12 protein-coding genes are annotated in these 12,981 nt (G+C 74.7%); 6 read left to right on the top strand and 6 right to left on the bottom strand.

The genetic code is table 11. The features are described from left to right. Window positions 1–10: 10 nt before the first annotated feature. Window positions 11–835 carry an RDD family protein gene (locus BJ968_RS15300; RefSeq protein WP_218885083.1) on the top strand — a complete coding sequence of 275 codons (825 nt, stop codon included), beginning with the start codon at window positions 11–13 and terminating at the stop codon, window positions 833–835. A 94-nt stretch (window positions 836–929) separates the two neighbouring features. Here the strand turns inward: BJ968_RS15300 and BJ968_RS15295 are convergent, their stop codons facing one another. From BJ968_RS15295 to BJ968_RS15270, 6 genes are all read right to left on the bottom strand, one after another. Next, on the bottom strand, window positions 930–1,409 hold the full coding sequence (locus tag BJ968_RS15295) for a hypothetical protein (RefSeq protein WP_179753268.1): 480 nt from the start codon (window positions 1,407–1,409) through the stop codon (window positions 930–932). Next, a complete protein-coding gene (gene glgX, locus BJ968_RS15290) occupies window positions 1,406–3,430 on the bottom strand; it encodes a glycogen debranching protein GlgX (protein WP_179753266.1) in 2,025 nt (674 codons plus the stop codon). Before glgX ends, BJ968_RS15295 begins: the two co-directional genes overlap by 4 nt. A 38-nt stretch (window positions 3,431–3,468) precedes the next feature. After that, window positions 3,469–3,711 carry a hypothetical protein gene (locus BJ968_RS15285; RefSeq protein WP_179753265.1) on the bottom strand — a complete coding sequence of 81 codons (243 nt, stop codon included), beginning with the start codon at window positions 3,709–3,711 and terminating at the stop codon, window positions 3,469–3,471. A 13-nt stretch (window positions 3,712–3,724) separates the two neighbouring features. Beyond that, entirely contained in the window at window positions 3,725–4,327 is a 603-nt protein-coding gene (locus BJ968_RS15280) for an SGNH/GDSL hydrolase family protein (RefSeq protein ID WP_343078063.1), read from the bottom strand. A gap of 66 nt (window positions 4,328–4,393) precedes the next feature. Continuing rightward, window positions 4,394–5,857 (bottom strand): adenosylhomocysteinase, encoded by a 1,464-nt coding sequence (gene ahcY, locus BJ968_RS15275; protein ID WP_179753261.1) that lies wholly within the window; start codon window positions 5,855–5,857, stop codon window positions 4,394–4,396. 151 nt (window positions 5,858–6,008) lie between these two features. Then, a complete protein-coding gene (locus BJ968_RS15270; RefSeq protein ID WP_343078061.1) occupies window positions 6,009–7,889 on the bottom strand; it encodes a sensor histidine kinase in 1,881 nt (626 codons plus the stop codon). Window positions 7,890–8,009: 120 nt separating this feature from the next. On the opposite strand from BJ968_RS15270, the gene BJ968_RS15265 reads away from it, so the two are divergent. Genes BJ968_RS15265 through wecB form a run of 5 tightly spaced genes read left to right on the top strand, consistent with a single transcriptional unit; the run spans window position 8,010 to window position 12,930 of the window. Next, a complete protein-coding gene (locus BJ968_RS15265) occupies window positions 8,010–9,002 on the top strand; it encodes a nucleotidyl cyclase domain-containing protein (RefSeq protein ID WP_179753260.1) in 993 nt (330 codons plus the stop codon). After that, window positions 8,999–9,565 carry a hypothetical protein gene (locus BJ968_RS15260; RefSeq protein ID WP_179753258.1) on the top strand — a complete coding sequence of 189 codons (567 nt, stop codon included), beginning with the start codon at window positions 8,999–9,001 and terminating at the stop codon, window positions 9,563–9,565. Before BJ968_RS15265 ends, BJ968_RS15260 begins: the two co-directional genes overlap by 4 nt. Then, the gene (locus BJ968_RS15255; RefSeq protein WP_179753256.1) at window positions 9,558–10,961 is read left to right on the top strand and encodes a glycosyltransferase; all 1,404 of its coding nucleotides are present in this window, start codon (window positions 9,558–9,560) and stop codon (window positions 10,959–10,961) included. The genes BJ968_RS15260 and BJ968_RS15255 overlap by 8 nt, the downstream gene beginning before the upstream one ends. 9 nt (window positions 10,962–10,970) lie before the next feature. After that, entirely contained in the window at window positions 10,971–11,825 is an 855-nt protein-coding gene (locus tag BJ968_RS15250; RefSeq protein ID WP_179753255.1) for a hypothetical protein, read from the top strand. Continuing rightward, window positions 11,818–12,930, top strand: a complete 1,113-nt coding sequence (gene wecB / locus BJ968_RS15245; protein ID WP_218885081.1) for a non-hydrolyzing UDP-N-acetylglucosamine 2-epimerase — start codon at window positions 11,818–11,820, stop codon at window positions 12,928–12,930. The genes BJ968_RS15250 and wecB overlap by 8 nt, the downstream gene beginning before the upstream one ends. The last annotated feature ends 51 nt before the right edge of the window (window positions 12,931–12,981 follow it).

Raw genomic sequence — 12,981 nt, 5'->3', positions numbered from 1 at the left:
CGGTGGGGCGGTGAGCCTGTCCCCGACCGAACCGCCCGCCGAACCCGTCGGCGAGATCGTCACCGGCGAGGCGGTCGTCCTGGGGCTGCGGGCCGCCTCCTTCGCCTCCCGCCTGCTGGCCGCCCTGCTCGACGCGCTCGTCGTGGGCGTCGTGTTCGTCGCCGCCGTCGTCGGCGCCACCGCCCTGACCAACCGCAGCACCGAGGCCACCACGGCCGCCCTCGGCGTCGTCCTGTCGGTGCTGTGCCTCGTGGGCATCCCCACGGCCGTCGAGACCGCCACCCGGGGCCGCTCCGTCGGCAAGCTCGTCACCGGGCTGCGCACGGTCCGCGACGACGGCGGGCCCGTCCGGTTCCGCCACTGCCTGGTGCGCGCGATCCTCGGCGTCTTCGAGCTGTGGGGCCTGGCCGGCAGCCCCGCCATCCTCTGCTCGCTGGTGAACCCGCGCGGCAAGCGGTTCGGCGACCTGCTCGCCGGGACGTACGTCGTGCGCGAGCGCACCGCCGCCCGGCACGTCCCGCTGCCGCCCATGCCCCCCGAGCTGGCCGGGTGGGCCCGCACGGCCGACATCGGCCGCCTGCCCCAGCCGGCCGTCCTGGCCGCCCGGCAGTTCCTGGCCCGCACCGCGAGCCTGAACGCCGCGTCCCGCGCGGCGCTGCGGGTCCAGCTCGCCGACGCGTTCCTCCCCCACGTCTCCCCCGCCCCGCCGCCGGGCACCGACCCCGAGCGGTTCCTCGTCGCCGTGCTCGTCGAGCGCCGCGACCGCGAGTTCGCGCGCCTGCAGCGCCGGGAGGCCCGGACCCGCGAGCTCGAGCGGTCCATCGGGCGGGTCTGAGGCCTCCGGTCCGCCGCGAGGGTGGCGGATCGTTGTGACAACGCTCGCGATGACTGCGAGCGTTGTCACAACGATCCGTACCCCGCCCCGCCCCTCAGAGCAGCGGCAGGACGTCCTGCGGCGTCCACGCCGCCAGCTCCAGCTCGGTCCGCGTCAGCGGCAGCCCCGCCTGCGGCCAGCTCACCGTGACCGTGAGCCGGCCGTCGGTGGGGAGGCGGTCCACCCAGTAGGTCGCGTCGAGGTCGAAGGCGTCCTCACCGCCGCTGCCGCTGGACTGCGAGGGGTCGGCGAGCCCCTCGTCCCCGTCGACGCCGATCGCGACGACGGGTTCGGACCAGGTGCCCGGGCCGAACTCGTCGAGGGGCACGTGACCCGAGAAGCTCTGCCGGGCCGCCGCCTCCGCCTGCACCCCCTCGGCGCGCAGCACGAACGGCAGCGACAACCCGTCGGCGTGCGCGAAGACGCACCGCAGCCCGGCCACGACGCCCGTCGCGCGGGCCAGCACCACCGGCCCGTGGACGACGGCGCCCAGGTCGCGCGGTTCGGCGGCGGCTGCCCAGCGGTGCGGTCTCACCCGTCGATGGTGCCGGACCTCAGGACCGTCGTCGACCACTCCCCCACGAGCAGCTCGGCGACCTCCCGGCCCACCTCCTGCTGCGGGTCGGAGGACACCACGAGCTTCCAGGGGCCGCCCGGGGCCGGCGGCACGGTGAACTCGACGGGGTTGGACGCCCCGTTGACCAGCAGCAGGACCGTGGGCGAGCCCGGGGCCTGGAACTGGATCGAGTAGGCGCGCGCGTTCGCGTCGTCCCACTCGTGCTGCCCCATGGGCTTGCCGTCCGCGCGCAGCGACACGGTGTTGGGACCGGCCTCGTTCGCGTACCACGACGGCCGCAGGGCCGGCGTCTCGCGGCGCAGCGCGACCAGCTCGCGGGTGAAGGTCAGCAGGTCCGCGTCGGCGGCGTCCCAGTCGAACCAGGAGATCTCGTCGTCCTGGCAGTAGGCGTTGTTGTTCCCGCCCTGGGTGCGGCCCATCTCGTCGCCGCCGAGGAGCATCGGGACGCCGGACGACAGCAGCAGCGTGGTCAGCAGGTTCCGCCGCTGCCGGGCGCGCAGGGCGTTGACGCCCTCGTCGTCGGTGGGGCCCTCGGCCCCGCAGTTCCAGGAGCGGTTGTCGCTCTCGCCGTCGTTGTTGCCCTCGCCGTTGGCGTCGTTGTGCTTCTCGTCGTAGGCCGTGAGGTCGGCGAGGGTGAAGCCGTCGTGGGCGGTGAGGAAGTTCACGCTGCACAGCGGGGAGCGGCGGTCGGCCTCGTACACGTCGGGGCTGCCGGTCAGGCGCTGCGTCAGGGACCCCAGCGTGCCCTGCCCGCGCCAGAAGTCGCGGACGTCGTCGCGGTACTTGCCGTTCCACTCCGACCAGCGCGCCGGGAACCCGCCGACCTGGTAGCCCTGGGTGTCCCACGGCTCGGCGATGAGCTTCACGGGGGCCAGCACCGGGTCCTGGTGGACGATGTCGAGGAACGCCGAGTGCACGTGGGCGTCGCCCCACTGCCGGGTGAGGGTCGTGGCGAGGTCGAACCGGAAGCCGTCGACGTGCATCTCGGTCACCCAGTACCGCAGCGAGTCCAGGATGAGCTGCAGCGCCGCGGGGTGGGACACGTTGAGGGAGTTGCCGGTGCCGGTGGTGTCGAAGTAGTTCTCCGGCTCCTCCTCGACGACGCGGTAGTAGGAGCCGTTGTCGATGCCCTTGAGCGACAGCGTCGGGCCCATGTGGTTGCCCTCGGCGGTGTGGTTGTAGACGACGTCGAGGACGACCTCCAGGCCCGCGGCGTGCAGGGCCTTGACCATCTCCTTGAACTCGCGGACCTGCGAGCCGTCGTCCCCCGCGGCGCTGTACTCGTTGTGGGGGGCGAAGAAGCCGATCGAGTTGTAGCCCCAGTAGTTGCGCAGGCCCTTCTCGCCCAGGTGGGAGTCCTGGACGAACTGGTGCACGGGCAGCAGCTCGACGGTGGTGACGCCCAGGTCCAGCAGGTGCTGGATCGCGGCGGGGTGCGCCAGGCCGGCGTAGGTCCCCCGGATCTCCTCCGGCACGTCGGGGTGCTGCTTGGTGAAGCCCTTGACGTGGACCTCGTAGACGATCGTGTCGGCCAGCGGGACCCGCGGCGCGGTGTCGCCCTCCCAGTCGAAGGCGGGATCCACGACGACGCCCTTGGCGACGGAACCGGCCGAGTCGGCGTCGTTGCGCTGCTCGGGGTCGTCGAAGAGGTGCCCGAAGGTCTCCTCCCCCGCACCCCAGGAACCCTCGACGGCGCGGGCGTAGGGGTCGAGCAGGAGCTTGGCGGAGTTGTGCCGCAGCCCCTCCCCCGGTTCCCACTCGCCGTGCACGCGGAACCCGTACCGGGTCCCCACGCCACCGGGCACGATGCCGTGGAAGACGTGACCGGACCGCTGGTCGAGGCGGTGGGTCGTCTCCCCGCCGTCCTCGCCGAACACCGCGACGTCCACGGCCTCGGCCGTCTCGGAGTACACGGCGACGTTGATCCCGTTCTCGCGCAACGTCACGCCGAGGGGGTAAGGGGTGCTCTTGTCCACCACCAGATCCTGCGGCCTGCGGGGCCCGGGCGCGACCCGAACTACTCGCGGGCCTCCCGGCGGGTGCGCAGCCGGCCCGTCGCCCACAGCAGCCGCCAGCGGTCGCGGACCCAGGCCCACCACCGCAACCGGCCCGAGTCGAGCCCCTGCTCGGTGCGCTCCCAGCGCCGCACCTCGCGGGCGTGGTACTTGAGGGCCACCAGGACGCAGCCGCGCAGGAAGGCGGCCAGCACGGCCACGCCACCGAGGATGGTGGCCCACGAGGCGGTGTCCTCCAAACTCATGGCCTCCACCCTCTCAGGCGGCGTCCAGCACCGCGCGGGCGGCGTCCAGCACCACCGGGGCCACCACGTCGACCAGGGCGCGGTACCCGGCCGAGGACGGGTGGAAGCGGTCGGCCGAGAACAGGGCCGCGTCGGCGGCCGAGCGCGCCGACACCGCGGAGGTGTCGACGACGCGGGCGCCCAGCGGCGCGGCCGCCGCGACCTGGGCGGCGCGCAGGGTGGTCACGGCCGCGCGGACGAGGTCGCGCAGCGCGGGCGGCACGTGCGCGACGGCGCTGAGGTCGGGGACGGGCACGAGCACCACCTCCGCGCCCACGGCCCGCAGCGCCGCCACGGCGGTCCCCAGGTCCCCCGCGGCCCGCGCCACCGGGACCAGGTGCGTCAGGTCGTTGGCCCCCACCACCACGACCGCCACCTGCGGCCAGTCCCCGGCCGCGGCGACCTGCCCCGGCAGCGCCGCGCTGCGCGCCCCGGAGACGGCGTGGACGCGGTGGACGGCCTCGACGCCCGCCCGGGCCAGCGCGGCCACCAGCGACGGCCCCGGGGTGTCCTCGGCGCGCGCGGCGCCGACCCCCACGGCGAGGGAGTCCCCGAACAGGCCCAGGCGCAACGGCACCCCGGCAGTCCAGCAGGGACGACGACGCCCGGCACCCCGAGGGGGTGCCGGGCGCGGCCGGGCGGGTCAGTACCGGTAGTGCTCGGGCTTGTACGGGCCCTCGACGTCGACGCCGAGGTAGTCGGCCTGCGACTTCGTCAGCTCGGTCAGCCGCACGCCCAGGGCGTCCAGGTGCAGCCGGGCGACCTTCTCGTCGAGCTGCTTGCCCAGCCGGTGCACCCCGACGGGGTACGCCTCGGACTTGGTGAACAGCTCGATCTGGCCCAGGACCTGGTTGGTGAACGAGTTCGACATGACGAAGCTGGGGTGGCCCGTCGCGTTGCCCAGGTTCAGCAGCCGGCCCTCGGACAGCACGATGACGCTGTGCGCGGCGACGTCCCCGTCCGCCGGGATGCGCCACTCGTGGACCTGCGGCTTGATCTCGACCTTCTCGACACCGGGGATGCGGGCCAGGCCCGCCATGTCGATCTCGTTGTCGAAGTGGCCGATGTTGCCCACGATCGCCTGGTGCTTCATCCGCGCGATGTCGGACGCCATGACGACGTCCTTGTTGCCGGTCGCGGTGATGAAGATGTCGGCGGTCTCCACGACGTCCTCGAGGCGGACGACCTGGTACCCGTCCATCGCGGCCTGCAGGGCGTTGATGGGGTCGACCTCGGTGACCACGACGCGCGCGCCCTGGCCGCGCAGGGACTCCGCGCTGCCCTTGCCGACGTCGCCGTACCCGCACACGACGGCGGTCTTGCCGCCGATGAGGACGTCGGTGCCGCGGTTGATCCCGTCGATGAGGGAGTGCCGGGTGCCGTACTTGTTGTCGAACTTCGACTTCGTCACCGAGTCGTTGACGTTGATCGACGGGAACGGCAGGACGCCGTTGCGGAAGTACTCCGCGAGGCGGTGCACGCCGGTGGTCGTCTCCTCGGTGACGCCCTGGATGCCCTCGGCGATGCGCGTCCAGCGCTGCGGGTCCTCGGCCAGCGACTTGCGCAGCAGCTCCAGGACGACCGCGTACTCCTCGGAGTCCTCCCCGGTCGTCGCGGGGACGGCCCCGGCGGCCTCGAAGCGCTTGCCCTCCAGGACGAGCATCGTGGCGTCGCCGCCGTCGTCGAGGATCATGTTCGGGCCGACGCGGTGACCCTCGGGGTCGGTGCCCCAGTCGAAGATCCGGTCGGCCAGCGCCCAGTACTCCTCCAGCGTCTCGCCCTTCCAGGCGAAGACGGGGACGCCGGCGGGCGCCTCGACGGTGCCCTTCCCGACGACGACCGCGGCGGCGGCCTGGTCCTGGGTGGAGAAGATGTTGCAGCTGGCCCAGCGGACCTGCGCGCCGAGGGCGACGAGGGTCTCGATGAGGACGGCCGTCTGGACGGTCATGTGCAGGGACCCGGCGATGCGGGCGCCGGCGAGGGGCTGGGCGTCGCCGAACTCGGCGCGCAGCGCCATGAGGCCGGGCATCTCGTGCTCGGCCAGGCGCAGCTCGTGGCGCCCGGCCTCGGCCAGGGAGAGGTCCCGGACCTGGTACTCGAAAGACATGGAAGTCCTCTCGTGCGGTTCGTGACGTTCCCGGCGCAGCCCCTCTGGGCCCCTCGCGGCATCACCGCACGCCGGAGCACCTTCCAGGGTACGCGGTCCCCCGCCACCCCCGCCGCGCTCCCGGCGCCGCCCGGTGGGGCCGGGCGCGCCCTCAGGTGAGGGCGGGCACCGGCGGGGCCGCGACGGACGGGGCGACGGTCATCCCCTGGGTGCTGCGCACCGGCAGGGTGAACCAGAAGACGCTGCCGCCGCGCGGGTCGTCGTCCAGGCCGATGTCCCCGCCCAGGCGCAGGGCGATGCGCCGGCACAGGGCCAGGCTCAGGTGGTTGCCGCCCAGCTCCACGTCGGCGGCCTCGCCGGCGAAGGGCTCGAAGACGCTGGCGCGGCGGTCGGAGGGCACGCCCAGGCCGCGGTCGCGGACCTCCACGCGCCAGACCTCCCCGCGGAACCGGGACCCGGTCAGCTCCGCGCCGAGGGTGACGAGGGCCGGCTGCCCGTGGGGGGCGTGGACGACCGCGTTGTCCACCAGGCGCGCGAGCAGCTGGTGCAGCAGCCACGGCTCCCCCACGACCTCGGGCAGGGGGCCGACCTCGATGCGCGGCCGCAGGTCCTCGGGCAGGTGGGCGGTGAGGGCCTCCTGCTCGTCGGCGACCAGCGTGCCGGTGGCGAACAGGTCCACGGCGCGTTCGGTGAGGGCCATCTCGCTGACCTGCGCGTACAGCAGCAGGTCGTCCACGAGCCGGCGCGCGCGGTCCAGGCGGCGGTCGGCGGCGTCGAGGCGGCCGAGCCAGTCCGCCCCCGTCGCCGGCCCGGTCTCGCGCGCCGCGTCGGTCAGGGCGGACAGCTGCGACAGCGGCAGCCGCAGCCGGTCGGCGACGACCGTGGTGTAGGCGCCGAGCTCGGACTCGCGGGTCCGCAGGGCCTCCTCGCTGCGGCGGCGCGAGGCGACCTCGTCGGCGAGGTCCACGGTGGCCTGCTCGACCTTGCGCTGGGCGCGCTCGCGGCCGGAGGTCACGGAGAACAGCAGCGCGGCCAGCAGCAGGGACAGCACGCTGCCGCCGACGAGGGCGACGAGCGGGGCCCGGCCGACGTCGGCGGCGTGGGCGGCCAGCGTCGGCGTCACCTCCAGCCGCCACCGCCGGGACCCGGCCACGACGTCGGCGGTCACCGACTCGGGGGACAGCGCCGAGTCGGCCTCGACCTCCGTCATGAGCAGCGGCGCCGCCGGGTCGGTGACGTCCCACAGCTTCAGGCCCGCCGAGACGGAGGTGCGCCGGGCGGCGGTCGCCTCCAGGACGTTGCCGGTGCGGAAGGAGGCCGAGACCCAGCCGCGGAAGGTGCCCTCGTCGGCCTGGCCGGGGCCGCCGGTGACGGGGGCGGTGAACACGACGGACTGCTGCTGCTCCTGCACCGGGCGGGAGCGGTCCGCGAGCAGCACGTAGGGGGCGGTGACCGTCACGGCACCGAAGCCGCGCGCCGCCGTCGCCGCCTCGGCGAGCTGCGGGACGGCGGCCGCGTCGGCGCCCAGGGAGGTGCCGACGGTGTCGATCCCGCGGTAGCTGACGATGAAGCGGTGCTCACCGGCCGGCGACGGCCGCGGGGCGAGCGTGAGCCGGGTGCCCAGCTGGGCGCGCAGCTCCTCCTGCGCCCGCGCGACAGCTCCCGGGTCGTCGGGCACGGGGACCGTGTAGGTGAGGTTGGCGAGCCCGGGCAGCGAGGTCATCGTGGCCGTGAGGTCCTGGAAGACGTCGTCGGTGACCACGGGCTGACCGCCGACGGTCTTCGCCAGGGCGCCGACCGCGTGGGTGTAGTCGCGCACCGCGTCGCCGAGCGAGGCGGCCTCGTCCCCGGCGAGCTGGCGGCTGGCCTCCTCGGCCTGCCGGACGCCGTAGTCGCGCAGCGCCGCGCTCACGCCGGCGCTGGTCCCCAGGCCGCTCACGAGGAGGACGAGGGGCAGGCCCAGGACGGCGACGCGGCGGGTGAGGGTGCGGCGGCGCACGGGCTCGGCGGCTCGGGGGGACGGAGTGCTCACCCCCTGCTCATCGGCAGCGGGACCCGCCCCCTGCACCGGGATCAACTAGCTAGTTGGAGGCATTGCCTAGTACTCGTTCGGCCCATCGACCCGTCCGGGGCGGCGGCCGATGTCCTTCCCGTGAGTCTCGTCCAGCTGGCGGCCCGAAGCGCCGTCCCCTCCCCGCAGACGGCGGTGCTGCGCACCGTCGCCCGCCCGCCCGCCGCCCAGGGCGTGACGGACACCTCGCTGCGCCGCAGCGCCCGCCAGGTCGTCGAGGCCCTGGCCGTCACCAGCGGCCTGGACACCTGGTACCTGGGCCGCCTGGACGGCGCCGCGATGCTGCCGCTGGCGGTCTCCGACGAGGCCACCGGCGTGCTCGTGGGCCGGCGCATCCCCTGGTCGGACACCGTGTGCCGGCGCATGGCCAACGGCCTGGGCCCGGCCGTGGCGCCCGACATCACCCTGGTCCCCAACTACGTGCGGGCCCCCTCGGCCATCGCGCTGCGGATGACCGCCTACGCCGGCGCCGCGCTGCGCGACGACAGCGGTCGCCTGCTCGGGGCGATGGCCGGGTGGAGCTCGCGGCCCGGCACGGTCCCCGTCCCGGGCCTGGAGGCGCTCATGGGCGCCTTCGCCGAGCTCCTCACCCAGGCCCTGGCCGCCGAGGTCGCCGCCGACGACGCCCAGCGCGAGGCGGAGCGGCTCGCGGTGCGTCGCGACGCCACCGACAAGGTCACCGCGCTGTCCAGCCGCGTCGGCTGGGGCGCGCTGCTGCAGCAGGAGGACCGGCGCACCGCCGAACGCGGCCTGCCGGTCGCCCTGCTCGTCGTCGACATCGGCCGCGTCCGCTCCTCCACCCGGCTGCAGAAGGCCACCGAGACCGTCGTGCGGGCGCTGCCCGGGGCCACCGTGTCCCGCCTCACCGCCCGGCAGTTCGGCGCGATCCTGCCCGACGTCGAACCCGACGAGGTCGAGGCGACCGCGCACGAGGTCACCACGACGCTGCGCGCCGCGGGCTTCGAGGCCACCGGCGCCTGGGCCGCCTCCGGGGAGGCCCAGGACCTCAGCGCGGTCTGGACCCTGGCCGAGCAGCGCCTGTACCGGGCCCGCCGCGACGGGGACGGCTCGTGAGCGCCGCCGCGCCCGCGCCGCGCGCCGTGCGGTTCGCCGGCGTCCTGCGCCAGGTCGGCCCGGTCCGCTGCGCCCTCACCGCGGGGCTGCTGGTGGCCACGGTGGTCCTGCTCACCCACGACCGCGCCGTCCGGCACGCCGAGGCGTGCGCGTCGGCGCTGCTGGTGCGGACCGCGTGGGACAGCGGCGCCCGGTGCGTGGCGGACAACACCCTCTACCGCGTCGACGGGCTGCTCGTCGGGCACACCGTGACCATCGGGTGCAGCGCCGTCGTGCTGCTCGTCCCGTTCGTGGCCGTCGCCGCGCTGCTGCTGCCGGTGCGCCGGATGCCGGCCGTCGTCACCCTCGGCGCGCTGGGTTTCGCCGCCCTCGTCGTGGCGGCCGTCAACCAGCTGCGGCTGCTGACCATCGCCTCCGGCATCCACCTCTGGGGGCTGGAACGCGGGTACGGCGCCACCCACGTCCTCGGCGGTTCCGTCGTCAGCACCGTCGGGATCGTCCTGGGCGGGCTGACGTTCCTCGTGCTGCTGACCCGCGGGGCGCAGGTGGTGCGCCGTGGGTAGCAGCGTCCACCTCGGCCTCGCCCTGCTGAACACCGCGGCCTTCGTGCTGTGCGTGCTGTTCCTCAGCTACGTGATCGTCGTCCTGCGCCCGTTCCTGCGCCACCGCGAGGTGGAGCTCGGTGACCGGGCCGACTTCGACTGGCACGTCCTCATCCCCTGCCTGAACGAGGAGACGGTCATCGTCGGCACCGTCCAGCACCTGCTGGACACGTTCCCCGAGGCGACCGTGTGGTGCATCGACGACGACTCCCGCGACCACACCCACGAGCTGATCACCTGGCTGGCGACCCGGCACGAGAAGGTCCGCGTCGTCAGCCGCCGACCCCCCGAGGCCCGCAAGGGCAAGGGCGACGCCCTGAACGACGCCTACCGGCGGATCTGCGCGGAACTGCCCGAGGGGGCCGACCGCTCCCGGGTGGTCGTCGGCGTCGTCGACGCCGACGGGCGCCTGGAGCAGTTCTGCCCCGACGTGATCGCCGGCCCGACGCTGTTCGGGGACCCGACCGTCGGCGCGGTCCAGGTGCAGGTGCGCATCACCGAGGACGTCGACGCGCTCGTCGGCACCGACCTGGACCGGCTCGTCGGTTCCCGGGCCCGCACGAAGGGCGACCACATCCTGGTGCGCCTGCAGGACCTGGAGTTCGCCGGCCCCATCGCCGCGATGCAGTTCCTGCGCCGGCGCACCGGCAGCGTCGCGATGGGCGGCAACGGGCAGTTCACCCGGCTCACCGCCCTCGACGACGTCGCCCGCGAACACGGGACCCCGTGGCACGGTGCGCTGCTGGAGGACTTCGAACTCGGCCTGCACGTGCTGCTGTCCGGTCACCGCACCGAGTACTGCCACGACACGTTCGTCGCGCAGGACGGGTTGAGCAAGGTGAAACCCCTGCTGCGGCAGCGGACCCGCTGGTCGCAGGGGAACATCCAGTGCCTGCGCTACCTGTGGGGCGTCCTGAACTCCGAGCGCATCTCGATCCCCGGGGCGCTGGAGATCGCGCACTACATGTGGGTGCCGTTCTCGCAGGTCTTCGGCAGCGTCGTGTTCCCGCTCACCACGATCGTCATGCTCTGGTACGCGTTCCACGACCCGCAGGGCGCGGACCAGTGGCTGCTGGCCGGGGCCTGGGGCCTCATCCCGCTGGGCCTGCTGTTCGGGGTCCTGCCCCACGCGCTGTGGGGTTTCTTCTACCGGACCCACTGCGGGACGTTCGTCACCCGCCGCGGTGCGCTGTGGATGGCCGTGGCGAACATCGGCTACGGCTACCTGCTGCAGATCTGCGCCTGGCGCGCGCTGTTCCGCGTCCTCAAGGGCCACACCGAGTGGCACAAGACCGCCCGGGCCAACGACCGGCCCGTCGCCGGAACCCCCGTCCCCACCCCCGTCCCGAGCAGCTGAGGAGCCGACATGGACGAGACCACACCCCGCCGCCCCCGGAGGCGGCTGCTCACGGCCGGTTGCGCGGGCGCCGCCGCCCTCGTGCTGGCGACGGCGGGCCCGGCCGCGGCCGACACCTCGGTCGCCACGGCGAACGCGCTGAAGTTCACCGCGGTCCTGTCCACGGGCAGCGGCACCGTCACCGCGACGTCCGGTGCGAGCACCACGGGGAACACCACCCCGCTGCTGTCCGTCCTGGGCACGCAGAACGTCGTCCAGGCCGGCGCCCTGGTCCAGCAGGCGGTCGCCCTCGACACCGGTTTCTCCGCGGCCTGCGCCGGGCTGGTCGCGCCCAACGGATCCATCTCGGTCGGGGCCGACGGGACCTGCGTGCCGTCCGGCGGCACGGGCCAGGTGGTCATCGCGCTGGGCAGCGCGACCCTCAAGGCGGACGCGGTCCTGGCCACGTGCACGGCCAGGTCCGACGGCACCACCACCGAGGGCGTCAAGCTCGTCAACGCCTCGGTCACCGGCGGGACCGTCGCCGGTGGGTCGCTCGGCACCAACCCGGCGGCCGGCACGACGCTGACGGTCAAGGCGCCGCTCACCGGGCTGACCCTGGCCACCCTCGGCCTGCGCAGCACGGACGTCCCGAGCGGCGCCGGCAGCGTCCGCACGTCGGCCCTCAAGGTCAGCCTGGCCGCCGACCTGACCGCCCTGACCATCGGCACCGTCACCTGCGGCGCCAACGCGAAGACCGTCCCCGCGAACGCCCTGCCCGGGCCCGCCCTGCCGCTGAGCGCGGCCGCGCTGGTCGCCGTCGGCCTGCGCTTCCGCCGTCCCGTCCTGCACGCCCTGACCTCGAGGAGCACCCGCCGTGGCTGACGAGAGCACCGACCTCACCGGGAAGGTCGCCGTCGTGTTCGGCACCCGCCCGGAGATCATCAAGCAGGCCCCGGTCCTGCACGCCCTCGGCGCCGACGGCGCCGGGGTGTTCACCGGTCAGCACTACGACCCCGAGCTGACCGACGCGGTCTTCCGCTCCTGCGGGCTGGAGCCGCTGGCGCCCGCCGTCGACGGCGTCGGCGGCGGCACGCGCGCGCAGCAGGTCGCCAGGATGGTCGACCGGCTCGCCGACCGGTTCACCCGGCAGCGCCCGCGCGCGGTCGTGGTGCAGGGCGACACCAACACCGCCAACGCCGGCGCGCAGGCCGGGCACTACCTGGGGATCACCGTCGTCCACGTCGAGGCCGGCCTGCGCAGCCACGACCGGGCGATGCCGGAGGAGACGAACCGGCTGCTGATCTCCGCGCTGGCCGACGTCCACTGCGCCGCGACCCCGGAGAACGCCCGCAACCTGCTCGACGGGGCGGTCCCGGCGACGTCGGTGTTCGTCACCGGCAACCCCGTCGTGGAGGCCGTCACGGCCCTGTGCCCCTCGCCGGAGGAGACCGCCGCCCTGCTGGCCGGGCTCGGCGTGGCCCCGGGCGGCGTGGTCGCCACGGTGCACCGCCCGGAGAACACCGACGACCCGCAGCGGCTGCGCACCCTGCTGGCGGGCCTGGGCGAGCTGGGCGCCCCCGTCGCACTGCCGCTGCACCCGCGGACCCGCAAGGCGCTCACCGCGTGGGGCGTGCCGGTTCCCGCGACCGTGCGGGTCCTGCCCCCGGTGGACTACCGCACGTTCCTGGCCCTGACCCGCTCGGCGTCCCTGCTGGTGTCCGACTCCGGGGGGCTGCAGGAGGAGGTCACCGTGCTGAAGAAGCCGCTGGTGGTCGTGCGCACGAGCACCGAGCGCCCGGAGTCGGTGGCCGCCGGGTTCTCGGTCCTCAGCGAGCCGGAGGACCTCGTGGCGCACGCCCGGCGGATGACGGCCCCGCAGGCCGTCGCCCGGTTGGCCGACACCCCCAGCCCCTACGGCGACGGCCTGGCCTCCCAGCGGATCGCGACGCTGGCCCGCGGCGGGGTGCCTGCGCTGCAGGCGGTCTGACGCCGTCCCGCGCCCGCCGCCGTCGGCGGGCGCGGGACCCCGGCGTCACCC

Source organism: Kineococcus aurantiacus, assembly GCF_013409345.1.
Taxonomy (GTDB): domain Bacteria; phylum Actinomycetota; class Actinomycetes; order Actinomycetales; family Kineococcaceae; genus Kineococcus; species Kineococcus aurantiacus.
This window is presented reverse-complemented; position numbering and strand designations above follow the sequence as displayed.